The 25,166-nt window shown below is 66.0% G+C and carries 20 protein-coding genes and 1 pseudogene; 16 read left to right on the top strand and 5 right to left on the bottom strand.

The window, feature by feature from the left end; all coding sequences use genetic code 11:
* Positions 1 to 2,702 (bottom strand): cytochrome P450 (locus LQV16_RS17620; protein WP_229995191.1); only part of this gene is annotated, 2,702 nt, incomplete at its 3' end.
* Between the two features lie 245 nt (positions 2,703 to 2,947).
* Between LQV16_RS17620 and LQV16_RS17615 the strand changes: the two genes are divergently transcribed.
* Positions 2,948 to 3,565: a TetR family transcriptional regulator gene (locus LQV16_RS17615; RefSeq protein WP_229995190.1), complete on the top strand. Its 618-nt coding sequence runs from the start codon at positions 2,948 to 2,950 to the stop codon at positions 3,563 to 3,565.
* A gap of 664 nt (positions 3,566 to 4,229) precedes the next feature.
* Here LQV16_RS17615 and LQV16_RS17610 read toward each other — a convergent pair.
* Entirely contained in the window at positions 4,230 to 5,120 is an 891-nt protein-coding gene (locus LQV16_RS17610; RefSeq protein ID WP_229995189.1) for an amino acid-binding protein, read from the bottom strand.
* Between the two features lie 243 nt (positions 5,121 to 5,363).
* Between LQV16_RS17610 and LQV16_RS17605 the strand changes: the two genes are divergently transcribed.
* The 3 genes from LQV16_RS17605 (at position 5,364) to LQV16_RS17595 (ending at position 8,547) form a co-directional block, all read left to right on the top strand.
* Positions 5,364 to 5,978, top strand: a complete 615-nt coding sequence (locus tag LQV16_RS17605; protein WP_229995188.1) for a TetR/AcrR family transcriptional regulator — start codon at positions 5,364 to 5,366, stop codon at positions 5,976 to 5,978.
* A gap of 878 nt (positions 5,979 to 6,856) precedes the next feature.
* Entirely contained in the window at positions 6,857 to 7,258 is a 402-nt protein-coding gene (locus tag LQV16_RS17600) for a DUF1003 domain-containing protein (protein ID WP_229995187.1), read from the top strand.
* Positions 7,259 to 7,587: 329 nt separating this feature from the next.
* The gene (locus LQV16_RS17595; RefSeq protein WP_229995192.1) at positions 7,588 to 8,547 is read left to right on the top strand and encodes a diacylglycerol kinase family protein; all 960 of its coding nucleotides are present in this window, start codon (positions 7,588 to 7,590) and stop codon (positions 8,545 to 8,547) included.
* Positions 8,548 to 9,152: 605 nt separating this feature from the next.
* Here LQV16_RS17595 and LQV16_RS17590 read toward each other — a convergent pair.
* Positions 9,153 to 9,506, bottom strand: a pseudogene (locus LQV16_RS17590) (transposase); the annotation flags it as partial.
* Positions 9,507 to 9,619: 113 nt separating this feature from the next.
* Here LQV16_RS17590 and LQV16_RS17585 point away from each other — a divergent pair.
* From LQV16_RS17585 to LQV16_RS17535, 11 genes are all read left to right on the top strand, one after another.
* The gene (locus LQV16_RS17585) at positions 9,620 to 10,300 is read left to right on the top strand and encodes an SDR family oxidoreductase (RefSeq protein ID WP_229995186.1); all 681 of its coding nucleotides are present in this window, start codon (positions 9,620 to 9,622) and stop codon (positions 10,298 to 10,300) included.
* Between the two features lie 451 nt (positions 10,301 to 10,751).
* A complete protein-coding gene (locus LQV16_RS17580; protein ID WP_229995185.1) occupies positions 10,752 to 11,546 on the top strand; it encodes an IclR family transcriptional regulator in 795 nt (264 codons plus the stop codon).
* A 153-nt stretch (positions 11,547 to 11,699) separates the two neighbouring features.
* Entirely contained in the window at positions 11,700 to 12,977 is a 1,278-nt protein-coding gene (locus LQV16_RS17575) for a cytochrome P450 (protein WP_229995184.1), read from the top strand.
* Positions 12,978 to 12,980: 3 nt separating this feature from the next.
* Complete coding sequence (locus LQV16_RS17570; RefSeq protein WP_229995183.1) at positions 12,981 to 14,150, top strand: PEP/pyruvate-binding domain-containing protein; 1,170 nt, start codon at positions 12,981 to 12,983, stop codon at positions 14,148 to 14,150.
* Between the two features lie 69 nt (positions 14,151 to 14,219).
* Positions 14,220 to 16,088 carry a PEP-utilizing enzyme gene (locus LQV16_RS17565; protein WP_229995182.1) on the top strand — a complete coding sequence of 623 codons (1,869 nt, stop codon included), beginning with the start codon at positions 14,220 to 14,222 and terminating at the stop codon, positions 16,086 to 16,088.
* A complete protein-coding gene (locus LQV16_RS17560; protein WP_229995181.1) occupies positions 16,081 to 16,845 on the top strand; it encodes an SDR family oxidoreductase in 765 nt (254 codons plus the stop codon). Before LQV16_RS17565 ends, LQV16_RS17560 begins: the two co-directional genes overlap by 8 nt.
* A gap of 61 nt (positions 16,846 to 16,906) precedes the next feature.
* A complete protein-coding gene (locus LQV16_RS17555) occupies positions 16,907 to 17,227 on the top strand; it encodes a 2Fe-2S iron-sulfur cluster-binding protein (protein WP_229995180.1) in 321 nt (106 codons plus the stop codon).
* 2 nt (positions 17,228 to 17,229) lie between these two features.
* Positions 17,230 to 18,531 (top strand): FAD/NAD(P)-binding oxidoreductase, encoded by a 1,302-nt coding sequence (locus LQV16_RS17550; RefSeq protein WP_229995179.1) that lies wholly within the window; start codon positions 17,230 to 17,232, stop codon positions 18,529 to 18,531.
* A gap of 40 nt (positions 18,532 to 18,571) precedes the next feature.
* Complete coding sequence (locus LQV16_RS17545) at positions 18,572 to 19,312, top strand: HD domain-containing protein (RefSeq protein WP_229995178.1); 741 nt, start codon at positions 18,572 to 18,574, stop codon at positions 19,310 to 19,312.
* A complete protein-coding gene (locus tag LQV16_RS17540) occupies positions 19,309 to 20,826 on the top strand; it encodes an aldehyde dehydrogenase family protein (RefSeq protein WP_229995177.1) in 1,518 nt (505 codons plus the stop codon). Before LQV16_RS17545 ends, LQV16_RS17540 begins: the two co-directional genes overlap by 4 nt.
* 326 nt (positions 20,827 to 21,152) lie before the next feature.
* The gene (locus tag LQV16_RS17535; RefSeq protein ID WP_229995176.1) at positions 21,153 to 21,974 is read left to right on the top strand and encodes an alpha/beta hydrolase; all 822 of its coding nucleotides are present in this window, start codon (positions 21,153 to 21,155) and stop codon (positions 21,972 to 21,974) included.
* Positions 21,975 to 22,038: 64 nt separating this feature from the next.
* On the opposite strand, the gene LQV16_RS17530 is transcribed toward LQV16_RS17535, so the two are convergent.
* Positions 22,039 to 22,347 (bottom strand): hypothetical protein, encoded by a 309-nt coding sequence (locus tag LQV16_RS17530; RefSeq protein WP_229995175.1) that lies wholly within the window; start codon positions 22,345 to 22,347, stop codon positions 22,039 to 22,041.
* Between the two features lie 323 nt (positions 22,348 to 22,670).
* Here LQV16_RS17530 and LQV16_RS17520 point away from each other — a divergent pair, with 323 nt between their 5' ends.
* Positions 22,671 to 22,859, top strand: coding sequence for a hypothetical protein (locus LQV16_RS17520; RefSeq protein ID WP_229995174.1), 189 nt, complete (start codon positions 22,671 to 22,673; stop codon positions 22,857 to 22,859).
* 60 nt (positions 22,860 to 22,919) lie between these two features.
* Here the strand turns inward: LQV16_RS17520 and LQV16_RS17515 are convergent, their stop codons facing one another.
* On the bottom strand, positions 22,920 to 24,614 hold the full coding sequence (locus LQV16_RS17515) for a SulP family inorganic anion transporter (RefSeq protein WP_229995173.1): 1,695 nt from the start codon (positions 24,612 to 24,614) through the stop codon (positions 22,920 to 22,922).
* Positions 24,615 to 25,166: the final 552 nt, after the last annotated feature.

Raw genomic sequence — 25,166 nt, 5'->3', positions numbered from 1 at the left:
TCCCCGGGCTCAAGGCCGCCGATGTAGGACGAGCAGGTGCCCCGGTACTGGCCGTCACCGGACAGGGCCGGGCCTTCCAGCAGGCCCACGGTCAGGCGCACGTGGCGGGGGTTGGCCAGCGGGGCGGAGGAGATGGAGTAGAACCGCGCGCGGATCGGACCCATCATGTCCAGGAAGACCGCGAGCGGCAGCTCGACCGCCCGGAAGCGCTCCAGCAGGCCCAGCACGGAGACACGCTTGCCCAGGATCTCAGTCTGATAGCGCTCCTCGGCTTCGGCGGTGTCGGCCGTGTAGGCCTGAAGCTGCGGTCGGGTCCACGGGCACTCCGTGTGCTCAGCCAGCGTCTGCATCTGGGAGCGGGTGGCCACGTCCTGCAACTCCAGGAAATCGGTGAGCAGCAGTCCTGCCGTCACAGGGGTGCCCACAGGGAGGTGGGTGCGGCCGCCGGTGGGCAGCTCCAGGCGCAGGACCTGATCGCGGTCGACGCCGAGCGCCGCGAGGGCACGGTTCACCAGGGCCGGTTCGTTCTTGGCGAAGACGGCCAGGTGGTTGCCGGTCTCGTAGGTGACACCCTCCGGCAGGCCGATGGTGATGGACTTCGCCGCCGGGCGCGGCGGCTCGAGGCTGAAGTCCCACAGGCCGGTGGCGTCGGCCACGAGTTCCTCGTTGGCCACCACCGTGAGGGGGTAGGCCTGCTCGGAGACGATCGCGGGGCGCACGTCCGCCTCGGTGAGCAACTGCACCTGGAAGCGCGGGCTGCTCACCTCGGAGGTGTCGGCGGCGTACTCCTCGGCCAGGGTGGCCCACAGGGTTTCCATCCAGCGGCTGGCCATGCCGTCGAAGTCACCGGCGGCATCCGCGGCGCCGCGCTCGATGACGGGGGTGGCGCCGGCGGCCAGCAGGCCTTCTTCGATCCGCTTGGGGAAGCCCTGGTAAGTGGCCACCCACTGGGTGTTGCCGGCCCCCAGCAGTGCGAACCGCACGTCCGACAGCGAACCCTCCGGGAGTCCGGAAGCGAGCAGGTCGTCGAAACGCTGCGCGTTGTCCGGGGCCTTGCCGTTGTAGCTGGAGGCCACCACGACAAGCAGGCCCTCGGTGGGCAGGTTGTCGCCCAGCTCGTCCAGACCGATCAGCGTGGTGCCGAAGCCGGAGCGCTCACTGCGGTCGGCGATGGTGCGCGCCAGGTCCTCGCACGAGCCGAGGCTGGAGCCGTAGGCGACGGTCAGGTTCACCCCGACACCGCTGACTGCGGCCTGCGCCGGCGTGTCGCCGGTCTGCAGGTCCACTGCGCCGAACACGGTCCGCTCGTGCTCCTGACGGGACCGCACTTCCAGTTCGAAGCCGCCGGGCTTGCGCGTCAGCGCCTCCTGGACGTCCATCTTGTAGTCGTTGGTGTCGGCGAACTTGAACTTCTGCAGCACCAGCGCGAGGGCCAAGCGGGCCTCGGTGAGCGCAAACTGCCGGCCGATACAGGCACGCACGCCGTTGCCGAACGGCTTGTAGGCGTGCGGGTGGTGGTTGACCCGGTTCTCCGGCAGCCACCGGTTGATGTCGAACTCCTCCGGCCGGTCCCACGCCTTGGGGTGGGTGTGCAGCGGGCCCTCGAGGATGTTGACCCGCGCTCCCTTCTTCAGTTCGTAGCCGCCGCCGATGACGGTGTCCTCCAGCGGGGACTTGCCGATCATCGGGATGGGAGCCCACAGGCGCAGGGTTTCCTCGAGGATGCGCGGGATTACGTCCATCTGCATGATCGTGTCGTAGTCCGGGACCGTGTCGCCCGGAAGCAGGCGGTCCACCTCTGCGTAGGCCTGGGCCAGTACGTGCGGGTTGCGCATCAGCGAGTACGTGGCGAACGACAGCAGACCACTGGTGGTCTCGTGACCGGCGATCAGGAACGTCACTACCTGGTCACGGACGTTGTCGTCGTCCAGCCCCTTGCCGGTCTCCGGGTCGGTGGCCTCCAGCATCAGACCCAGCAGGTCATCCTCTGCAGTGCCCTTCCCCTCACGGCGCTCCCTGATCACACTCTCGACCAGGTCCCGCATCTGCTGGATGTTCGCGCGGTACTTCTTGTCATCGGCCTTGCGCAATTTGGTCATCATCGGCAGCTCCTGCGTGCGCCGCAGCGACTCAACCAGCGACTCCAGCAGCGCGTTGAGGAAGGGGTGCAGATCCTCCTTGGCGAAAGAGTCGAACCGGTAACCGAACCCCGACAGGGCGATGGTGTCCAGGGTCAGCCGAGTGTAGTCGTCGGTGATGTTGACCGGCTGGCCCTCCCTGCGCTCCCACTTGCCCACCAGGTTCTGGGCTATCTCCAGCATCTGCCCGTAGTAGCCCTTCATCGCCCGCTGGCTGAAGGCCGGGAGAAGGACTCGGTGCGCCATGCCCCATTCCTCCTCGTGCTGGTGGGCCGTGAACAGGCCGGCGCCCGTGAAGTCCCGGACATGGGCCAGGGGCGTCTTGTCGATCTGCTTGAAGAACCGCGACTCGTCGCAAACCTCGGCCACCAGGTCCGGGTCCCAGACGAAGACCTGTTCGATGCCGGCGATCTCCATGCTGTAGAGCCCCTCGGGGAACTGCTTGGACACTTCGCCGAAGTACTCCACCGGGTTGGTGCTGGGGATTTGCGGCGTGTGGCCGAAGAGCGGGACCGCGCGCGGAGACCTGATGGGTCGCGATTCGTTCTTGAACTGAGTGGTCATGGGTTTGCTCCTTTGTGCAGGGCGTGGATGGGCTGTTGCGTCGGTGATGTTGGAGATGCACCGCAGAAACATACGTTGTATGGAATTGCAACCATACATCGTACGGAAGGTCGATCGCAACCCGGAATGTCGAGTGGCTTCATTCCGCCGCACGGCCGAGGTTATTTCCATACGCTGTACGAATTTGATAGTGTCCGAGTATGGAAAAAACGAAGAGTTCCCCGCGGGGGACCAGGAAAAGAGAGGTGCCTCTGACCGAGGCCGGGATCTACGCCGCCGCCCTGCGGCTCATCGACGCGGACGGGGTCGAGGCGCTCACCATGCGTAAACTTGCCACCGCGCTCGATGCGAACCCGATGTCGCTCTACTACCACGTGCCGAACAAGGACGCCGTGCTGCGGGGCGTGGCGAGAATGGTCGGCGCCCAGTTCCGCACCGTGACGCTGGAGGACGCTTCCTGGCAGGAGCGCATCCGCCTGCTCGCCACGGAGTTCCGGACGCTGGCGCACAGCCACCCCAGGTTCATGGGCTACTCGTTCAGCCTGCAGTCGGACTTCATCCAGCCCGACGACCCGTTCTGGACTGAGCTCACCGCGATCCTGGACGCCGCAGGGGTGCCGCACTCGGAGCTCTCTCATTTCACCGCTCTCGTGGGCTTCGCCATGAACGGTGTCCTCACCGCCGAACTCACCGGCGCGCTCCACCGGTGGTCGAGCCTTAACCCCCCCAGTGTCGGCGAAGATGGGCTCACCCCTCCAGGCCGTGACGAGAACCGCGTCTTCCACCTGGCGCTGGACACGATCATCATGGGCCTGGAGGGCCAACTCGCCGCCTTTGGTGAGAGCCAGGGCGCCGACCATTGATTGTGCGGTCCTGTAGCGTTGCCGCCTGAGGGCGCCTGGCTTTGGCGGCTTTGATGAGGGGGAGTTCGTTCCTGCGCAGTGATCCACCATCGCAAAGCGCGGCGGCAATCCTCTGCAGCAACGCAAAATCGGCACCGCCCCGGGTTGGAGTTGAGGCCCGCCCGAGTCGGCCGCAGTGGTTTGGAGTCACTCCCGCCGAACGGTTGGATGGGCTGACGCCCCTGCCCAAGCCGGTCCCTCACGGCGGCGTCCGCCAGCCTCCCGCCCTCGGGTTTAAGGGGGATGCTTACGCTCCTTCGGTCATCTGTGTCCGGGTGCCGGCTTACCAGTCCGCGGTCTGTCGACCCGGTTCATCAACGCGATGACGACGGCGGTGCCGCAGATCTCGCGTCTCGGGGTGCTGTTGGAATCCTTAGAATGGCGGCGGCCTCCATGTCCACGAGCTTGCGTGTTCCGGTCCTTTGGCAAATGATCCAGAACATCTCCACGGACGGCAGGGTCTGGTTCACCCTTCCTCGGTGCAGGAGCTTGCCGAAGCGCCAGGCTTCGATTTCGTCTCCGTAGGAAAGTTCCGAGCATGAGCGGATAGGTGAGGACTGGGCTGCCGTCATGGTTGTCTCCTTTCGGGGCGGTTCCCGCTTCGGGGACGACACCTCCCGGTTTTCTATTGCCGAGGCCGTACTGGGTGTTTTCGTGTCAATTCAGTGAGCTCGGCGAGCTCGGCTAGCCGGTGTGCCCGGGCGGATTCGGCCGGTGTGAAGGGCGCCCGGGGGCGGGAGAAGCCGAGGGGTCCATGCCGGGGGGATGGTATTTTCAGGACGGTGCCATCACATGCCGGTTTGCTGGTCGCGGGTGAGGTGCTGTCGGTGGTGGGAGCCGCGACGGGCTTGGCGTCGAGCAGTTCGGCGACCGCGAGTTGGAGTTCGCTTGGGTCCTCCACGACCCGCAGGGCCAGGGCAAGGGCCTTGGTCTGGCCGTCCGCCACGGTCAGGGCTGTCGCCGGCCACGCTCGGACATCCCGTCCTCCGCCGCCCGCGGCCGCAGCGAGTAGTTCCGCGTGGGTGACATGATCTGGCGTGGAGACGACCAGCTCGTCCAGCATCCCGCCGGCAACGGTGTGATTCCGGCACACGAGGATCTCGGCGTTGACGCCGGAGATGGCCTCTGCCAGTTTCTCCTGGGCTTCGTTGCTGTAATCGATCAGAGTGCGGACCCGCCACAGAGCCGCAGAGTTGTGCAGCCGGCGCCGGTGGCGCAGCGCCGGTGCGTGCAGCCAGCCCCGCAAAGCGCGCCGCACGGAGGGCTCGGCGACCCAGATAGCCAGTACGGTGGCCGTCAGGACCAGTACCTTCAGAACATAAGGGAGTGCCGCGTTCACTACAGCGGCATGAACCACAAGCTCAATCGGCAGCATGGCTGTGACGTTGGCCAGGGTAAGCCGGGCTTTCGAGGGGTGGGGCAGTTGGCCGCAGGCGTCACACAGCAGCGCTTTGATGGGGTTCTTCTTTCGAGGCGTTGTTATGGGTGGCGAGTCGTTCATGGACTGAACGGTCATGGGTTGCTCCTTTGTGCGGGGCGGTATGGGCACGGGCGCCCGCGATGCCGGGTGCACCGCGAAAACATACGTTGTATGGAAATGTAACCGTACAACGTATGGAAGGTTGGCCGCAACCCGGAGCCGTGCGGGCGACCGTCACCCCTCTGCGGCCGAGGCCGTTTTTCATACACTGTATGAATCTGATATCGTCCCCGTATGGAAAAGACGAAGAGTTCCCCGCGGGGAACCAGGAAGAGAGAGGTGCCTCTGACCGCGACCGGGATCTATGCCGCCGCCCTGCGGCTCATCGATGTAGACGGGGTCGAGGCGCTCACCATGCGCAAACTCGCGACCGCGCTCGATGCGAACCCGATGTCGCTGTACCACCACGTAGCGAACAAGCACGCCGTGCTGCGCGGCGTGGCCAGAATGGTAGGCACCCAGTTCCGCACCGTGGCGCTGGAGGACGCTCCCTGGCAGGAGCGCATCCGCCTGCTCGCCACGGATTTCCGGACCCTGGCGCACAGCCACCCCAAGCTCATGGGCTACTCGTTCAGCCACCAGGCGGACTTCATCCAGCCCGAAGACCCGTTCTTGGTTGCGCTCACCGCGATCCTGGACGCCGCCGGGGTGCCGCACTCGGAGCTCCCGCAGTTCACCGCTCTCGGGGGCGTCGTCATCACCGGTGTCGTCACCGCCGAACTCAACGGCGCGCTCCACCGGTGGTCGAGCCTGAAACCCCCCACTGTTGGCGAAGACGGGCTCACCCCTCCAAGCAGTGACGTCCGCGTCTTCCGCCTGACGCTGGACACGATCATCATGGGCCTGGAAAGCCAACTGGGCGCCGAGGGTGACTTCCAGGGCGCCGACCATTGATTGTGCAGTCCTGTAGCGTTGCCGCCAGAGAGCGACCCGTGGTCGGGCGGCTCAGGCCGCAACGCATGAGGGGGCACCCTTGACTTCCGCAAAGGCCCATTCCATGCGGCCGCTGCAGATGCGCTGCGTGCTGCGGCTAGCTTCACGCCACGGTCGTGTCGGTCGAGCCGCTGGCGGCAGTGCTCATAAGCTCGGTCAGCCGGTACCGGTCGAGAGCGTGACGTTGAGCCGGCCGTCGACGCGCTTGACCCCTTCGGCGCCGGTGCCCAGCACCAGCCGGACTCCTCGGCGCTGGAACTCATCGGCCACCAGCCGGGCGGCGACCTCGTAGTCGATCCGCCGGCGGGCCTCGAGTTCAACGAGGGCGGCGGCATGGAATGCCTCCAGGCTGCACTCTCCCGGTTGCGGTTCGAGGATCAGAACCGTTCAATCTGATCTGCTTCCAGACCCGTCCCGTCCAAGTCAGATACCCACATCCTCGTGGCCATGGCCCCGTCCGGGCCTGGGGTCGAGAGCGTCACGATTTCATGGGGAGAGAGCCGTCCAGAACGTGGGAGAGCTGCCACACTGTCATCAGGCGCTGCAGCTTCACTTGGCCGTCACTGGCATCCATTCGGCGTGGCATCTTCCGAGTTGAAGCAAGAACCCAGCGTTTAGGATGTCTCGGGACCTAAGCCCCTATCGTTCCTGTTCGGACGGTCAAAACTTGAGGTGAGAGACCGCGTCCGTTCAAGGTGCTCGAGCAGCTGTTGGAGGCGCTGAGCGTCCTCGGCCGCCTGAAGGCGGCGGAGCATCCCGGGGCCCGGCCGTCGACGCCTAGTGCGGTAACTGCCACCGATCGTAGCGTGGCTCGTCCGCCGCAACTTCCGAGGAGAGCAATGCCCCGACTCCACCCGCCGCCGCCACTGCGCGAACACCCGGTCGTGACCAGGTTCCGGGAGAAGCGTGCCGAGCACCCGCAGCTGAGGATCGCCGATGCAATCACCAGCTTCGCCGGATCGATGCCTTTCGTTTACGTCCATGTGGTCGTCTTCGCCGGGTGGATGCTGTTCGTCGAGAAGAGCCCGTGGCCGACGCTGACCCTCGTCGTTTCGCTGGAGTCGATCTTCCTGTCGACCTTCATCATGATCGGGCAGAACCGCGCTTCCGCCTTCCAGCAGGAAAAGGCTGATCACGACTTCCTCGAGCAGGAAACCGAACTGAAGAACAACACCGAGCTCACCCGCGAGATCCACAAGCTCACGACGGAGCTGCATCGACGTGTGATCGGTCAAGGATGACCGCCGCCTATGGCCCGGAGGGCGCCGCCCCGATTACCCAGAGGCCCCTGGCAGCTCGCGGCATGCGCTGGCCGCGGGTGGGGCGACACGGCGGCGTGCCTCATGCGGCTTCGCCTTCGTCAGCGACGTCGCCCAGACGCTTCCCACCACGCCGACTGAACGCCGTGGTGACTCGTTCGAGCAGATCCGACACCGGTTGGGTCGGGGCGTTAATAGCCGGGACGGTGCTGGCCTTGGCGGGCATCGCGGCCCTCCGCGGGATTCGCGTCCTGCGACGGTCGGGACCTCCGGGCCGCGCCGTTTCGCCGGCGGGCCATCCCGCCTTGATCGTGAACCCCCGCAGCGGCGGCGGCAAGGCCGATCGCCTCGGCTTGGTCAACGAATGCCGGGCCCGCGGCATTGAGGTGCTCGTCCTCGAACCGGGGCAGGACCTGACCGGCCTGGCCGAGGCCGCGGTGGCCCGCGGCGCCGATGTGCTCGGCATGGCTGGCGGAGACGGCTCGCTTGGGCTGGTCGCGGACGTGGCCGCCCGCCACGGTGTGCCCATGGTCGTGGTGCCCGCCGGCACCTTCAATCACCTGGCCATGGATCTCGGCCTCGACCGCGGCAACGTTCTCGGGGCACTCGACGCGTTCGGAGTGGCGGTGGAACGCCGCATCGACCTCGGCCAAGTCAATGGCCGGGTGTTCGTCAACAACGTTTCGCTCGGCCTGTACGCGCAGATCGTCCGTTCCCCCGAGTACCGAAATGCCAAGGTGGACACCACCCTGAGCATGCTGCCGAGCATGCTGGGGCCCGGGAGCCGACCCTTCGACCTGCGCTTTACCGGACCGGCGGGGGAGGAGTACACCCGCGCGCACGTCCTCCAGGTCTCGAACAACCCGTATGGCCGCACGCCCGCCACCCTCGCCAACCGGCCGCGACTCGACGGCGGCCACCTCGGGGTGATCGCCCTCAAGCTCCCGGACGATCCAGCAGAAGCACGGCGCCAGGTGGCCGCGGCCAGCGGCCACCCCGAGACGTTTCCCGGCTCCGTCGCCTGGGAGCCCACGACGTTTGAGGTGGCTTCGAGTGGGCCGATCGACGTCGGCATGGACGGGGAAGCGCTCCGCATGGCGGCCCCACTGCGGTTCACCATTCGGCCGGGCGCGCTGCGGATCCGCCTTCCCCGCGAGACCCGGCTCTCACCGGCGGCCCGTCCGCTCCCGGCCCGCTCGACTCTCCGGGACTCGCTGCGCAGCGGGCTCGGCCGTTGGTCGGAGCTACGGCCGCGTACCACCCCGCATTAGCCGCCCGGGTGAAAGGGCCTCCCTATAGCGAAACTGCCACCCGAGACGAGCGGGCTCCTCGCCGATCGGGCCCAACCGCCCGTTGCACCGTTACATCGGGTCCGCGAACGACGGGGTTTTGATCGCGGGGTCCGGTATGACTTTCTTGCCCTGTCATTGAAGACCCGTGGGGTGTTGTCGCCGGGCTCGGGCCGCGGCGGGCGAGCGGCCAGCCGGATCGGGCGCGGGGCGAGAATTCTCGCAGTTAGTGCCAGCAAGAAGCACGTAGGGTGTCGCGCCTGTCGCTCACAGCTGATATGTAGGGACGTCTGTCAAGGGCGTGGGGAAGCGGTCCCGGACTGGGTTGTTGTCCGGGACCGCTTCTTTTGTGTTGCCGGTGGGTCCGGTTGGGCGGTCAGCGTGTCGTTGGCGACGGTGCGGTCAGACTGATACGCGCGGGTTGGTTACCGCAGGACGAAGTGTTCGGCTGGAGCTTACCGCTGGTCTAGGAACGTCGGGCGTGGCCGTTTCCGGTTGCCCATAGCTGTATCGCGGGTTTACTCCACGCGCTGCAAGTAACCCTCCGCAGGACTTCCCGGCAGTCCGTGCCCGGCCGGGAACGGCGTTTAAGCACTCATGGGATGTGTGTGCCGGGCGCCTGCGGCCAGGGACCAGCACCAGCCGGCGAGTTCACGGGCGATGGCGACGTTCGCGATGACGGGTCGTTTGCGTCGTTCAAGGTAGCTGATCCAGCGGTTGTGTAGGCGCCGGTTCCCGTTATGGCCCCGGGCTCTTGCCTCAGACGTGGCTTCCTCCCATCGGGAGCGCAGCAGGCGGGACGGGTGGTCATAGGGTCTGCGGTGGTCCCAGGCGGCCTCGACGAGCAGCCTGCGGGCGTGGGTGTTGCCGGTTTTCGTGATCGAGCCCTGGGACCTGGATGCTCCGGAGGAGTGCTCGGTCGGCACGAGACCCAGGTACGCGCCGATCGTGGAGCCCAGTAGCCAAACCGGAGGATCCCTGCATGGAGCCCCTATATACGATCGTCGGCCCGGACCTCATGGTGGTCAATCGGATTGCGGGCTAGCGTGGTGGCATGGACTTGCAGCTGACTGGACGCGTTGTGCTAGTCGTCGGAGGGACCGGGGTGATCGGCGGCGCAGTGGTCGACCGTCTTCGTGCGGAGGGTGCCGTTGCGGTGGTTGCGTCCCGCAGTGGGAGCGGGGGTTTCGTCCTGGACGCCCGCGACGATGCGTCCGTCTCCGCGGGGATCGCCACGCTGCTCGAAGAGCATGGTCGGCTGGACGGCGTCGTCGTCGCGGCGGCGCCACGCGCGCAGACCCTCGACCCCGCACGCAATTCTGACCCGAGGCAAGTGCTTGAAGCCGTGGACGCCAAGGTGCTCGGTTTTCTCAGAGTCGCGAACGCCGCGCTGGCGGTCATGACCGAGTCGGGCTATGGACGCATCATCGGGGTTTCCGGTCAGAATGCTTTCCTCACTGGAAATGTGACGGGGGCGGTGCGCAATGCGGCGCTCATTATCACAGCGAAAAACCTTGCCGACTCCGTCGCCGGTACGGGTGTCACGGTCAACACGGTAAGTCCCGGCGTCGTCCGCGAGGACGCGGCTGCCGAGGTGGAGATCGGTCAGGCGGGACAGGCCCGGCCATCCGACGTTGCTGCCTTGATCGCATTCCTCGTGTCTCCGATCGCTGGAGCCATCTCTGGGGAGTCGATCGCCGTTGGCCACCGTGTACGGGGCGTCACTTCGATGTGACTGTCCGAACTCGCGGGCGAAGACATGGCCGCGACCGAATGACTGGATGTCACTAAGGCGTTCGTTCCCGCTTGTGGCCACCGCCTCCCGCGGCCGGTGCGGGACACGTGAAGGAATCCCGGGCAGAAGGTACCGTCGTCGATGAAGTCTCGGGCGAGCTGCTGCATGAGAGGGTCGGGATCTTCCATCAGTTCGGAGAGCCGGCGGCGGACCTGCCCGAGGGCTGGCAGCGTGATTTCTGTCCGGATCGAGTGCCTGATCGCTGATCGGCTTGGTGTTCAATGTCACCGCCGCCGAGTAGTCGCTGATGTATTCCAAAAAGCACTAGCGGCCGACGAAGCGGACGCGCGTCATCACCGAACCGTCGGCGTGGCATCGGTCCCGGACTGGACTCTGACCGCACGGCCCGGCCGACTGACTAAGATGGGCACCTAACAAATAAGGAGTCGCGATGGCCGGCGGAAGCCGCGAACCCGGCAGGACCGTGACCTCGAAGGTACTCTCGATCCTGGAAGCCTTCGAAAAGTCCCGCGGGGCCCTCAGCCTGACCGACATCGCCGAAAAGTCCGGCCTGCCGTTGAGCACCGCCCACCGGCTGGTCAATGAGCTCACCGGCTGGGGCTTCCTCTCCCGCGAACCCAACGGCCGCTACCAGCTGGGCATCCGCCTCTGGGAGCTCGCCCAGAACACGGGCCGCCAGCTGCGCGACGCGGCCCGCCCGTACATCCAGGACCTGTTCTCCCTCACCGGCGAAACCGCGCACCTGGCCGTCCGGTCCGGCCACGAGGTGCTGTACATCGACCGCGTCTACGGCTCCAAGCGCCTGCCCCGTGCCTCCCGCGTCGGCGGGCGCCTGCCCATGCACGCGACGGCGGTCGGGAAAGTCATCCTGGCCTTCGAGGAGGACTGGGTCCGCGACGCCTACCTGAACCGGCAGCTCGAGCGGCACACCGCGCACACCCACGTTGACCCCAAAAGACTGGCCGCCGAACTCACCCAGATCCGGGAACAGGGCTACGCCACCACCCTCGAAGAAGTCCGGCTGGGCTCCTGCTCGATCGCCGTCCCCGTCTTCCACACCGGACGGATCGGCGCCGCGATCGGCCTGGTGCTGCCCACCAGCCAGGCAGCCACGATGACCCGGCACCTGCCGGTCCTGAGGGGCATCGCTGCGCAGATTGAACGCGCCACCGCGCGGATCCCCCTGGAATCCTTGCTGGGCAGCCACGCGGCGGGAACGGAGTAGGCCGGAACCCCGCAGCTGCAGGCCCGAACTGAACTGGCTTCCGCTCAGTGGAAGTCATTCCTGCCATCCCAAGGTGTTGGGGGCCACACTGGTGAAGAGAAACCCGCGGCAAGCACTGGCGCTGCCGGCGGGACCGAATACCAAGGAGCTCAGATGTCATCGTCGACTGAAACGGCCGGCCGCTGCCCCTTCGGGCACGGCGCCGAAGCCCCCGCCGGTCACCACGGCTACCAGCCGTTCCAGATGAAGGACCCCTTCCCGGCCTACGCCGAACTCCGGGCAGAGCAGCCCGTGATGTTCGACGAACGGATCGGCCTCTACGTCGTCTCCCGCTATGACGACATCAAGGCCGTCTTCGAGGACTGGGAGACCTTCTCCAGCGAAAACGCCCAGGCTCCGGTTCGCGAACGCGGCGCCGCCGCCAAGAAGATCATGGACGACGGCGGCTTCACCGCATACTCGGGCCTTTCCGCCCGCCGACCGCCGGAACACACCCGCATCCGCGCCGTGGTCCAGAAGGCGTTCACGCCCCGCCGCTACAAGGCCCTGGAACCCTTCATCCGGCAGAACGTCGTCGACCTGCTCGAAAGGATGCTCGCCCGGCCGGACCGCCGCGGGGACATGGTCAAGGACCTCGCCTACGACGTCCCCACCATCACCATCCTCACCCTGATCGGCGCCGACGTCTCCCAGGTGGACACCTTCAAGCGCTGGAGCGACTCCCGCGCCGCCATGACCTGGGGCGACCTCAGCGACGAGGAGCAGGTCCCGCACGCCCACAACCTCGTGGAGTACTGGCAGGAATGCCTGCGCCTGGTCAGGGTTGCCCACGACGAAGGCGGCGACAACCTCACCGCAGACCTGGTCAAAGCTCAGCATGAAGGCGCCGAAATTTCCGACCACGAGATCGCCTCGGTCCTCTACAGCCTGCTCTTCGCCGGCCACGAGACCACCACTACCCTGATCTCCAATGCGCTCCGCGAACTGCTGTCCCGCCCCGAGCAGTGGAAAGTGCTCGTCGAGGAGCCCAAAAAGATCCCCGCAGCCATCGACGAGGTCCTGCGCTATGCCGGCTCGATCGTCGGCTGGCGCCGCAAGGCCCTCAAGGATACCGAAGTCGGTGGCGTCGCCATCGAGGAAGGCGCTCAGCTGCTGCTCCTCATGGGCTCAGCCAACCGGGACGAGAACAAGTTCAGCGCTGGCGAGGACTTCGACATCACCCGCCCCAACGCCCGCGAGCACCTCTCCTTCGGGTTCGGAATCCACTACTGCCTGGGCAACATGCTCGCCAAGCTCCAGGCCAAGATCGCGCTCGAGGAAGTGGCCAGGCTCGCCCCGCAGCTGCAGCTCGAGGATCCGGACGGCATAGCCTTCCGCGAAAACCTCTCCTTCCGCGTCCCCGAGACCGTCCCCGTCAGCTGGAAGGCCTGAGAAATGCAAAGCAACGAATACATCCAGTTCTTCGACGGCGGCATCGAACCGAAGCTCGAAAACCTCGGCGGTAAGGGCGCCTCGCTGGTCACGATGACCTCCGCCGGTATGCCCGTCCCGCCAGGCTTCGTGGTCACCACCGCCCAGTTCGACGCGTTCATGAAGGAAGCCGGCATCACCCGGGATATCCACCAGCTCCTCGCCGGCCTGGACCCCGAGGACATGGGCCAGGTGGACAAGATCGCCGCCGGCATCCGCGAGGACATCCGCTCCCGCCCGGTGCCCCAGGCCATGCGCGAACTCACCATCACCGCCTACGAGTCCCTGATGTCCCGCTTTGAGGCGCCAGTCCCGGTGGCCGTCCGCTCCAGCGCCACCGCCGAGGACCTTCCGGACGCGTCCTTCGCCGGCCAGCAGGACACCTACCTCTGGCTAGACGGCGTCCAGGCCGTCACCGAGCACATCCGCCAGTGCTGGGCCTCGCTCTTCACCTCCCGCGCCATCATCTACCGGCTCAAGAACAACATCCCCAACGACGGCCTCTCCATGGCCGTTGTGGTGCAGAAGATGGTCAACGCACGCGTCTCCGGCGTTGCGATCACCATGGACCCCACCAACGGCGACCGCTCCAAGATCACCATTGACTCCTCATACGGGGTGGGCGAGATGGTGGTCTCGGGCCAGGTCACGCCGGACAACATCATGCTGGACAAGGTCACCCTGGCCGTCATCTCCGAACACCTCGGCGACAAGCACGCCGAGCTCGTCCCCGACTTGGTCGCCGGCCGTCTGGTGGAACGCGAGGTCGACGCCGAACGCCGCGGCCGCCGCAGCCTCACCGACGCCGAACTCACGGCCGTCGCGCAGATGGCCAAGCGCGCGGAAAAGCACTACAAGTGCCCCCAGGACATCGAATGGGCCCTCGACGCGGACCTGCCCGACGGCGGCAACCTGCTCCTGCTGCAGTCACGCCCGGAAACCGTGCACTCCTCCAAGCCGGCGGCGGTTGCCGCAACGGCTCAGCCGGGCGCCACCGCCGGCGGCTACTTCAGCGGACTCAGCCACCCGCCATCGACCACGTCCCCGACGTCGGCAGGCACCACGCCGTCGTCCTCAACCGGCGGCCTCAACCTCGGCAGCATCACCGCCTCGCTGCTCAAGCCCTCTTTCTGACAAGTTTTTTACCCGCTAGTCCGCGCGATCACCCAGGCTCAACGCCGAGCCCGTATTGAAAGGACCGCCATGTCCCTGAAGTCCTTCCCCAAGCCCTCCGAGCTTCCGGTCCCCGCCGGGGCCGAGGGCTGGGAAAAGATCTACCCCTACTATCTGGTGTTCCAGGACAAGCTCAAGGAACAGGAGGACGCCAAGTTCTGGTTCTGCGACAGCCAGCATTGGCCCACCGTGTTCAAGCCCTTCGAGACGATCGGCGGCGAGTTCGCGGTCAAGTGCCTGGGCCAGTACAACGCCCGGCACCTGATGATCCCGAACGCGAACGGCATCGAGTTCCGCGTCCACCTGGGCTACCTCTACATGTCGCCGATCCCGGTGCCGGAGGACCAGATCGCTGCCCGCGTGCCCCTGTTCGAGCAGCGCGTGGGCCACTACTTCCAGAACTGGGACCAGCTCCTCAGGCAGTGGCACGTCAAGGTCCAGGGCACTATCGAGGAGATGGTGACCATTTCCTTCCCCAGGCTTCCGGACGTGGTCCCTATGGAGGACATTCTCTCCGGCAAAGGCAAGGATGGCTCCGAGAAGCTGCTGGAGAGCTACGACCGGCTCATCCAGCTGGCCTACCAGAACTGGCAGTACCACTTCGAGTTCCTCAACCTCGGCTACATCGCCTACCTGGACTTCTTCAACTTCTGCAAGCAGGCCTTCCCCAACATCCCGGACCAGTCCATCGCCACTATGGTGCAGGGCGTGGACATGGAGCTCTTCCGCCCGGATGACGAGCTCAAGCAGCTCGCCAAGCTCGCCGTTGAGCTGCAACTGCAGCCTCTATTCGGCAACACCGACGACGTCGGGGCCACCCTGGCGGCCATCGCGGCCGCTCCGGGCGGGGACCGGTGGATCGCCCAGTACGAGGGCGCCAAGGACCCGTGGTTCAACTTCACTGTGGGCAACGGATTCTACGGCCACGACAAGTACTGGAATGAGCACCAGGAAATCCCGCTGGGCTACATCGCGGACTACATCCGCCGTGTGGACGAGGGCCAGGAAATCATGCGCCCGGTGGAGGCGCTCATCGTTGAACGCGACCGTGTCATCGAGGAGTACCGCGAGCTGCTCGAAGGCGAAACCCAGGCCCTCTTCGACGCCAAGCGCGGGCTCGCCGCGACGGCCTACCCCTATGTCGAGAACCACAACTTCTACATCGAGCACTGGACCATGGGCGTCTTCTGGCGCAAGATCCGTGAGCTGTCCCGCATGATGCAGGCCGAGGGCTTCTGGACCGAACCGGACGACCTCCTCTACCTGGGCCGCAACGAGGTCCGTGACGCGCTTTTCGACCTTGTCACGGGCTGGGGCGTGGGTGCCAAGCCGATCGGTCCGGACTACTGGCCGGCCGAGATCGAGCGCCGCCGCGGAATCGTGGACGCGCTCAAGACCGCCCGGCCCGCCCCGGCGCTGAACACCCCGCCGGAATCCATCACCGAACCCTTCACCCGGATGCTCTGGGGCATCACCACCGAGCAGGTCCAGCAGTGGCTGGGCGCCGGCGAGGAAGTGGAGGGCGGGGGCCTGCGCGGCATGGCGGCCTCGCCCGGCGTCGTCGAAGGCCTGGCCCGCGTCATCACCGACGCGGACCAGCTCTCCGAGGTGCAGCAGGGCGAAATCCTCGTCGCCACCGTCACCGCCCCGTCCTGGGGCCCGATCTTCGGGAAGATCAAGGCCACGGTGACGGACATCGGCGGCATGATGAGCCACGCCGCGATCGTGTGCCGCGAATACGGGCTTCCGGCCGTGACTGGGACCGGATCGGCATCCACCACCATAAAAACCGGCCAGCGGCTGCGGGTGGACGGGACCAAGGGCACGGTCCAGATCCTCGACGCCGAGGACGAACTGCTGGTGACCGGACCCGGCGCTCACAGTCACAGCCATGTCTGAAGCAAGAATGTCTGAAGCAGGAAAGACCGTCCTCATCACCGGTGCCGCCGGCGGGCTGGGCCGGGCGTTTGCGCTCGGCTTTGCCGGCCGCGGCTACCGCGTGGCGGTGGCCGACATCAACATCGAGGGTGCTGAGCAGACCGCCAAACTGGTCCGCGAAAGCGGCGCCGAAGCTGGAGCGTTCTCAGCGGACGTCACCAGCGTGGACTCCACGGAGGACCTCGCGAAAAGTTGCGCGGACTTCGGAAACGGGAGCATCGACGTCGTCCTGAACAACGCCGCGGTGTACGCGGCGGTGACCCGCACCCCGTTTGAGGAGATCGATCCGGCCGAATGGGACCTGGTAATGAACGTGAACCTCAAAGGCCCCTGGCTGGTGACCCGCGCCGCGAGCCCATACCTGCCCGAGGGCGGGCGCGTCATCAACCTCTCCAGCGCCACCATCTTCAGCGGCTCCGAGCAATGGCTGCACTACGTCGCCTCCAAGGGCGGCGTGGTGGCCCTGACCCGGGTGATGGCCAAGGAGTTGGGGCGGCGGGGGATCACGGTCAACGCGATCGCCCCCGGCTTCACCCTCACCGAGGCCAGCTACGGCCTGATGGAAAATGCCGAGAACTACGGCGTGGACCGCGGTGCCATCAAGCGGGCCAGCCAGCCGGAGGACATCGTGGGAGCCGCGCTCTTCCTCGCCGGGCCGGACAGTTCGTATTACACCGGCCAGACCATGGTGGTGGACGGCGGCCGGCAGTTCATCTGACCAGCCTGCATAGCTGACCAGCCATTCCACCAACAACCAACTTCAACCCCAAGGAGGACCAATGCCAACGGTTCACTTCACCGACGCCGAAGGCGCCGTTCGCGACGTCGAGGGCAACGTGGGCGACTCGGTCATGGAAACCGCGGTGCGCAACGGCGTTCCCGGAATCGTGGCCGAGTGCGGCGGCTCGCTGTCCTGTGCCACCTGCCACGTTTTCGTCCGGGAAGACTGCGTCTCGCAGCTCCCGCCCATGGAGGACATGGAGGACGAGATGCTGTACGGCACCGCAGTGGACCGCGAGGACAACTCCCGGCTGTCCTGCCAGCTGCGCCTCACGGACGAGCTCGAACTGTTCGTCACCACCCCGGAATCCCAGGTGTAACCGTGGGCACGCACGCAATGGAGCAGGCGGCCGGCGCCACCACCGTCCCCACCCAGACCGGGCTCCTGATTATTGGCGCCAGCCAGTCAGGCGTACAGCTTGCCGTATCGCTCCGGGCCCTGGGCTTCGACGAACACATCACCCTGCTCGGGGATGAAGACCACCGCCCGTACCAGCGGCCCGCGCTGTCCAAGGAGTTCCTGCAGGGCACCGTGGAAAGCGAATCCCTGATTTTTCGCTCCAACGAATATTGGGCCGAGCACAACGTGGACCTGGTCAAGGGCGAGTACATCGCCAGGATCGACAAGGAAGCGGATGGTTCCGGGGTGGCGCACGCGTCCTCCGGCCGGGAGGTCCCCTTCAAACGGCTTGCCCTCACCGTGGGCGCCCGCGCCCGCAAACTGGACACCGAGGGCGCGGACCTGGACGGCGTGCTGTACCTGCGCAATGCCGACGACGCGCTGGCTCTCAAAGCCCGGGTAGGCGACGCCACGGACGTGGTGGTGATCGGCGGCGGGTTCATTGGCCTGGAGGCCGCGTCCAGCCTGCAGAAGATGGGCAAAAACGTCACCGTGCTCGAATATGGGCCGCGGCTGGTGGGCCGGGCGGTGGGGGAGGAGACCGCCGAGTACTTCCTGGCGGCACACCGCTCCCGTGGGTTGGACATCCGGCTCAACACGAGTGCGGCGCGCTTTACCCCCGCCGACGGCGGCACTTCAGTCGCCGCCGTCGAGCTTAAGGACGGCACGGTGCTGCCTGCCCAGATTGTGCTGATCGGCATCGGCGTCATCCCCAACACGCAGCTGGCCGAACAGCTCGGACTGGACGTGGACAACGGCGTGGTGGTGGACCGTTTCGCGCTCGCTTCGGACGGCACCACCGTTGCAGTTGGGGACGTGGCCAACATGCCCAACCCGGTACCGGGCTCGGAGCCGGGTGAGCGGATCCGGCTGGAAAGCGTCAACAACGCCATCGAGCATGCCAAGGTGGCCGCCTACTCGCTCACGGGCCGGCGGGAGGAATACGCCGGCATCCCGTGGTTCTGGTCCAACCAGGCCGACCTCAAGCTTCAGATCGCGGGTCTCTGCAACGGCTTCGACCAGACAGTGCTCCGGCGCGACGAGGCACGCGGAAAGTTCAGCGTCCTCTACTACCGCCAGGGCCAGGTAATCGCCGCCGACTGCGTCAACGCACCGCTGGACTTTATGGCAGTGAAGAACGCCCTGGCAAAGGGGCAGAACATCCCCGCCGACGCCGCGGCGGACCCCGCCACGCAACTCAAGACCATCACCACGGACAGCTAACTGCACTCAGACAACACGTCGGCCCACCCGAAGGAGCAATATGCGCACCCCCAAGACTCCGGTCGCTTCAGCCGGCCTCGCCGCTGAACCGGCGGACGTGCCGGCCGAGGCCTTCGCCGCGGAGTACAGCGTCCGGCCCGTACCCGCGGCCGGTCCGGTGGACACCACCGCCATCTGCAACACCCCCGCGGCCCTTGAGGAACTCGACGCGCTGTGGAAGGCCGTCGTCCAGGAAACCCGGACGCGCGGAAACGACATCCATCTGCCGATTTCCTTGGCCTACGCCGAAAGGCTGTGCCGGGCCTATCCCGGCGCCGACGCTGAACTGGTGCGCGTTGCCACCCTGCTGCACGACACCGGCTGGGCCCACGTTGATGAATCCCGCATCATCTCCGAGGGCTTCACCGGTGACTGGCGCAAGGCTGCCATCCGCTACGAACACGAGCAGCAGGGCTGCGAGGTGGCCCGCCGGGTGCTCCCGGGGCTGGGCTATTCGCCGGCCTTTGTGGAACGCGTCTGCGAAATCATCGACGGCCACGACACCCGGCCAGTGGCCAGGTCCTTGGAGGACGCCTTGATGCGCGACGCCGACAGGCTGTGGCGTTTCGACCGTGCCGGGATCTCGCTGGCCTCCTCGTGGTTCGCCATGGACCCGGCAACGTACACCGACCGGCTGGCCACAGAGATCGTGCCCGAACTCATCACGCAGGCGGCGGTGGACATGGCGACGGCGGACCTCAACCGATCCAACGCCCTCCTCAAGACGGCGGTGATCCGATGACCTCCGCCACGCATGGTGCTCCTGCCCTGGTTGCCCGGACGGAGCTTTCCCTGCCGCATACGCATGTGGACACGATCTTTGTCGGCGGTGCGTGGCAGCCTTCGCGGGGCACCGGCCGCAACCCTGTGACTGACCCCGCCACGGGCGAAGTGTGGGGCTCGGTGCCGGACGGAACACCGGAAGACGTTGACGCCGCCGTCGGCTCCGCCCAGCGAGCGTTTCAGGGGGAGTGGCCCCGGCTTACCCCCTCTGAACGCGCCGCTTACCTGCTAAGGATTGCCGACGAAGTGGAAAAGCGGGCTGAAGAACTGTCGCTGACAAACTCGCGGGAAAACGGCTCCCCGGTCTCCGAGTCCGCCGGCGCGGCCGCCAACGCCGCAAGCATCTTCCGCTACTTTGCCACCCTCGCCGAGTACCTCGAGCGCGAAGACCTCCGCCCCTTCCCACGCGGCGGCGGCGAGTCCGTAGTCCGGCGCGACCCGTTGGGAGTCTGCGCGCTGATCGCACCGTGGAACTTCCCCATCAACCTGGTGGTCATCAAACTGGCGCCGGCACTGCTGGCGGGCTGCACCGTGGTGATCAAGCCGGCGTCGCCCACTCCGCTGTCCATCCGGGTGATTATCGACGCCGTCGCCGCGGCCGGGGTCCCGGCGGGCGTGGTCAACTTGGTCACCGGTTCCGGCCGGCTAGGGGATGTGCTGGTCAGGCACCCGGGCGTGGACAAGGTGGCGTTCACCGGTTCGACGCCGGTGGGCCGGAAAATTGCCGCGGCCTGCGGTGAACTGCTGCGCCCGGTCACGCTGGAGCTGGGCGGGAAATCCAGCGCCGTTGTGCTGCCCGACGCGGACCTGGACGCCATGTCCAAGGTCCTGATCCGGTCCTCCATGCGCAACACCGGCCAGACCTGCTACATCTCCACCCGGATCCTGGCGCCCGCGAGCCGCTATGACGAGGTGGTGGACATGGTCACCGCCACGATTGCCGCCGGGACGCAGGGTGATCCGCTCGATCCGGACACCGTGTTCGGCCCCTGCGCAACGGAGTCCCAGTACCGGACCGTGCTGGAGTACGTGGAGTCAGGCCTGGCCGAAGGTGCACGGGCCACCACCGGCGGGCGTGCGGCGACGTTGGGCGGTGGCCTCGAAGGCGGCTACTTCGTCGAGCCCACAGTCTTCGCCGACGTCACACCGGAGATGCGGATTTCCCGTGAGGAGATCTTCGGACCGGTCCTGTGCATCCTAAAGTACGACGACGCCGATGGCAGTGTTGATGAGGCAGTCGCGCTGGCGAACAACACCGAGTTCGGCCTGGGCGGGCTGGTGTTCGGGAAGGACGCGGACGCTGCTCTGAACGTGGCGGACCGGATGGACACCGGCTCCGTGGGCATCAATTTCTTCGCATCCAACCATGCCGCACCCTTTGGCGGCCGGCACGACTCGGGCCTTGGTACCGAGTACGGGATCGAAGGCCTCAACGCGTACCTGAGCTACAAGTCCATTCACCGCCGTGCCTAACTGTCGGGGTGTGGGCATTACGCGGAGTCAGGCTGGTTGCGAGCACGACCGCGAGGCTGACGCGTCCATGTAGCGGCGCGTTCAGAGCCGGACGGCGGCGGGAGGTCCCGCGGTTGTCCGCCAAGCAATAGCTTTTTGAGACATCTCGTTCTATGCCAAGGGCCTGACAAGCAGAACAGGCTTGTAACCAAGGCGTTCGACGGCGGGTGCGCACCAGCCGTCGAACGCTGCTGTTGTCAGTCCCGAACACCCTGCCGCCTGCACGGCCGCCGGACTAGGATGGCCCCAAAACGAAGGGCGTCCCGAATCGAGCGGAGAACGAGCGGATGGATCAGCAAGCGACGGCAGGCTCCGAAACCGGGTACGCCCCCGTTAACGGAATGCAGATGTACTACGAGCTGCATGGTGCCGGCGGCACACCGCTGCTGTTATTACATGGCGGGCTGTTCGATATTGAGCAGCAATTTGGCGCGTTGCTCCCGGGCTTGTCGGCGGGCCGCCGGGTCATCGCGATGGACTTCCAAGGTCACGGTCGAACCAGCGACATCGACCGTCCGCTGAACACCCGAGACCTTGCCTCCGACGTCGTTGGGCTCCTTGAGCATCTGGAGGTCCGGGAGGTGGATATCTTCGGATTCAGCGTCGGCGGCGCGGTCGCACTGCATCTGGCAGTCAACCGCCCGGACCTGATCCGCAAACTCATCGTTTCGTCCGTGTCATTCCGGCCCGACGGCGATCGGGGTGAAAACTCCGAAGCGGTCGCCGCCATGACCGTGGACATGATCGCCGGCACGCCCATGGAAGAGCGCTATCTGACGGTGTCGCCGCATCCCGACCGCGAGCATCTACAAGGACTCCTGGACAAGCTCGGGCGCTACGACGCGGGCGCGACGGGGTGGAGTGATGACGCGGTCCGGGGCATCGCGGCCCCCACCTTGATCACCGTCGGCGATTGCGACATGGTCAAGCTCGAGCACGCGGTGCGGTTCCTGCAGCTGCGCGGGGGAGACGTGAACGGCGACTTTGAGGGCGTACCGGCGTCGCAGCTCGCGGTTTTTCCCGGCACGACACATTTCTTCGGGCTCGCGAAGACAGGCCTGGTGCAGGAAGTTGTGACCACCTTTCTGGACTCGCCTCTCTTCCGGTGAAGGCCGCGCACCGCGCTACTTGCAGCCGACCTGGCAGCAGGTTCTGTCCGCCTGTTTTAGCGGTTCACTGTCCGCGGACGTCCGCGTTCTCTGGCATCGGTGCGTCGGGCGTCTCCGGAGCGCGGACTGCGGTGGTGATCAGGGTGGACATGACTTCGACGGCGTCGTCGTCGGAGAGCCCGTTGTCATGGCAAAGTGATCGCCAGGTCCAGAAGGAAACCGCGTGGCTGAGCGTGGCGTTAAACCTGGAATTCCTGTTCGGCTCGGGGAACGGCTCGAGAAGAATGCTCCGGAAGTGGGCGTTCGTGGATTCGAGGGCCGCGCGGCGTGTTTGGGGGAGCGCGTGCCAGTCCGCATAGATTCGGGTGAGCATGGCCTCGCCGCGGCGGTAGAACCGGTACAGATCGGTCAGGCCAACGGTCAGGCGTACGAGTGGGTCGGCGTGCCGGGACCATTCCTCGGGGTCCGGCAGTTGCTGTTGCGAGAGCCAGTGCGAGGAGCATGCGGAGAATAGTGCCTCGTCGTCAGGAAAGTGGCGGTAGACCGTCAGCCTGGTGACACCGGCCTTTTCGGCGATGCCCGCGATCGTGGTGCGGGCCGGCCCGATGGAACCGTGCAGCTCGGAGCGGGAGGCTACATCACGAAACCGCGGGGGAGCTCCACACGATGTGGAATGCCGGCAAAGTCCCCGCCCGTTTGATCGAGATCATCAGCCCGGCCGGGTTTGAGCATTTCTTCTGGGGACTGGCCGATCACTTTGAAGCGGGTCCGCCGGATCCCGAGGTTATTGCCAAAATGGCCGCCGAATACGGGCTTCAGTTCGGTGAGCCGCCCTGGCTGCCGGACATCATCGCCCGGTACGGGCTGACACCTCCGATGGGCTGACACGAGCCCAGGTGCAGAGGCGGGGGCCTTCTGTTTCACGGCGTCCGGGGATACCGTTTCCTACCCCTCCCGTTTCTCCCGTTGGAACGCCCTCACTGCTTCGCTCACTGTCGGGTAGAAATGGTCGGGAGAGAAGCGGGCGCCCATGCCGTACTGCAACAATCTGTCTTTGACCGGGTCTTTGAGCTCGGCGAATACCAGGTCTACGCCGTGCCGGTCCAGCCATTCGTCAAGCTGCACCAACTCGTCCAGTGCAGTCGTGTCGATTCCTGTCACTGGTTCTGCCGCGAGCACCACGCGTTCAGTGCCGTCTTCCGCCTGGTCCAGTTCGTTGCGTACGAAGGACCCCAGCAAGGCTCCGTTGCCGAAGAACAGGGGTGCGTCGAAGCGCAGGATCAACAGGCCGGGGATGCGTTCCCCTTCCGGATGACGGCTCACGTCGTGGTACCCGGGTATACCGGGCACGTCCACGAGTTCAGCGCGGTAGGGGTCCCAGGCCCGCCGTAGGAAGTCCAGAATTGCCAAGCCGATGGCAATGGCGATGCCCGGGAGGACGCCCAGTATGGTGACCCCCAGGAATGCCGCGAACATCACCAACGATTCACTGCGGCTCATGCCGATGAGCCGTCGCACACCGGCCGGGTCGGCCATTGCGGCGGCTGCGGCGATGACGATGGCGGCAAGGGTTGTGGCGGGCAGGAACTCGGTGACGCCGGGCGCCACGAGCATGAAGCCGAGCACCAGTACTGCGCCCGCAGCCCCCGTGAGCTGGGATTTCGCCCCGGACTCGACTGCTACCGGCGTGCGGGACGTGCTGGCCGACACCGGGAAGCCGCCCAGCAGCCCGGTGGCAGCGTTCGCCGCACCCAAGGCTGCCATTTCATGGTTGCCGGATACCCTGCCGTCCTCTGCGGCCGCCAGGGATTGGGACAGGGTTCCGGTATCAACGAAGACGATGAGGGCGATCGCGGCGGCGGCGGGCAACAGTGTCAGGACGTCAGCCCAGCCAATTCCGCCCAGGGCCGGTGCAGGGAGCCCCTGCGGGAGGGCACCTGTGACCTTCAAACGCTCTTGGAGTCCCAGCAGGGCCACGGCGATGCAGGACACCACTACCGCAATGAGCACGCCCGGAACCTTCCATTTCAGCCGGCGGGGAACCCAGATGAGCGCCAGCGAGATCAGGCCGAGCAGTAGTGCCGTCAAATTGGTCTCGCCGGCAAGCACCTTCGGCGCGGCGGCGATGAGTTTTTCCCAAGGTGTACTGCCTTCCACGGAGATCCCCAGGAGGGTGGGAAGCTGGGACACAGCCACCAGCAAGGCGATGCCGTTGAGATAGCCGAGCCGGATGGGCTTCGACAACAGTCCAGTGACGATTCCCAATCTCAGCACTGAGCCGAGCAGCAAGATGCCGCCAATCAGTATGGCCAGGAGACCGGCCAGGGCCACGGATTTCTGCTCGTTATCCGCGGCCAAGGGAACCAAGGCTGCAACGATCATCGGGGCGAGCGCGGAATCCGGCCCCAGCACCAGCACACGCGATGGCCCGACTGCTGCGTAGACAAGCAGGGGCACTACCGTCGCGTACAGGCCGGTCACCGGTGGAAGGCCGGCGGCCTGGGCGTACGCCATGCCCGCGGGGACCAAGATCGCGAAGAGCGCGGCGCCGGCCACCAGGTCGTGGCGCAGCCACTCGATCCTGTAGCCGCGCAGGGCTGGCGGGACCGCCCAGAATGGAATCTTTCCGGATCGGCGCATCTTCCGATCATGTCCCAACATGGCCCTGCTCGCCATCCATAATCGGGCGAACTCAGCCTTGCGCGGGACCAGTATTCGATGATCGGATCGTTGCGCCCCAGCCACCGCCGGTCTGCGTCGGCTCGGCCAGGGCTCCCCTCAATCCCGACGTCCTCGAGACAAAACTAATGATTTTGTCTCAGGAAGGGAACAACAGGCGCGCGAAGACGCTGATCGCGTACCAGCCCACGACCCCGAGGGCACCCAAAGTCACGATGGAAACTACCCAAAACCGGACGGAGCGTTTCGAGTTCGCGTTTTCATACATAACAACCACCCACGTTCAATCGGGATACGTCGGAATGCATCCTGCCAGAAGCGCCTTGCAAAAAGCTTGAATCGACACGGGGCCCAAGGTCACTCCCGTCGGTATGGGTCTGGCTAGCGGGACTATCTCATTAACGGTGTATCCGGCGTTTTCATTTAGTAGCTTTCAGCTGCCGGGAATCGGTCGCTGAAAGTGATGGCGAAGGCGTTCAAAGCGGGCTTCCAACGCACGGCCCATCGGGTCTT

This window comes from Arthrobacter sp. Bi26 (genome assembly GCF_918697925.1).
Classification (GTDB): Bacteria; Actinomycetota; Actinomycetes; order Actinomycetales; family Micrococcaceae; genus Arthrobacter.
This window is presented reverse-complemented; position numbering and strand designations above follow the sequence as displayed.

Bases quoted from the DNA above. Each gene is read 5' to 3' on its own strand.
- LQV16_RS17600 (WP_229995187.1), top strand. From the start codon at position 6,857: ATGCCCCGACTCCACCCGCCGCCGCCACTGCGCGAACACCCGGTCGTG.
- LQV16_RS17575 (WP_229995184.1), top strand. From the start codon at position 11,700: ATGTCATCGTCGACTGAAACGGCCGGCCGCTGCCCCTTCGGGCACGGC.
- LQV16_RS17585 (WP_229995186.1), top strand. From the start codon at position 9,620: ATGGACTTGCAGCTGACTGGACGCGTTGTGCTAGTCGTCGGAGGGACC.
- LQV16_RS17580 (WP_229995185.1), top strand. From the start codon at position 10,752: ATGGCCGGCGGAAGCCGCGAACCCGGCAGGACCGTGACCTCGAAGGTA.
- LQV16_RS17610 (WP_229995189.1), bottom strand. From the start codon at position 5,120: ATGACCGTTCAGTCCATGAACGACTCGCCACCCATAACAACGCCTCGA.
- LQV16_RS17565 (WP_229995182.1), top strand. From the start codon at position 14,220: ATGTCCCTGAAGTCCTTCCCCAAGCCCTCCGAGCTTCCGGTCCCCGCC.
- LQV16_RS17560 (WP_229995181.1), top strand. From the start codon at position 16,081: ATGTCTGAAGCAAGAATGTCTGAAGCAGGAAAGACCGTCCTCATCACC.
- LQV16_RS17530 (WP_229995175.1), bottom strand. From the start codon at position 22,347: ATGCTCACCCGAATCTATGCGGACTGGCACGCGCTCCCCCAAACACGC.
- LQV16_RS17535 (WP_229995176.1), top strand. From the start codon at position 21,153: ATGGATCAGCAAGCGACGGCAGGCTCCGAAACCGGGTACGCCCCCGTT.
- LQV16_RS17555 (WP_229995180.1), top strand. From the start codon at position 16,907: ATGCCAACGGTTCACTTCACCGACGCCGAAGGCGCCGTTCGCGACGTC.
- LQV16_RS17545 (WP_229995178.1), top strand. From the start codon at position 18,572: ATGCGCACCCCCAAGACTCCGGTCGCTTCAGCCGGCCTCGCCGCTGAA.
- LQV16_RS17570 (WP_229995183.1), top strand. From the start codon at position 12,981: ATGCAAAGCAACGAATACATCCAGTTCTTCGACGGCGGCATCGAACCG.
- LQV16_RS17515 (WP_229995173.1), bottom strand. From the start codon at position 24,614: ATGCGCCGATCCGGAAAGATTCCATTCTGGGCGGTCCCGCCAGCCCTG.
- LQV16_RS17540 (WP_229995177.1), top strand. From the start codon at position 19,309: ATGACCTCCGCCACGCATGGTGCTCCTGCCCTGGTTGCCCGGACGGAG.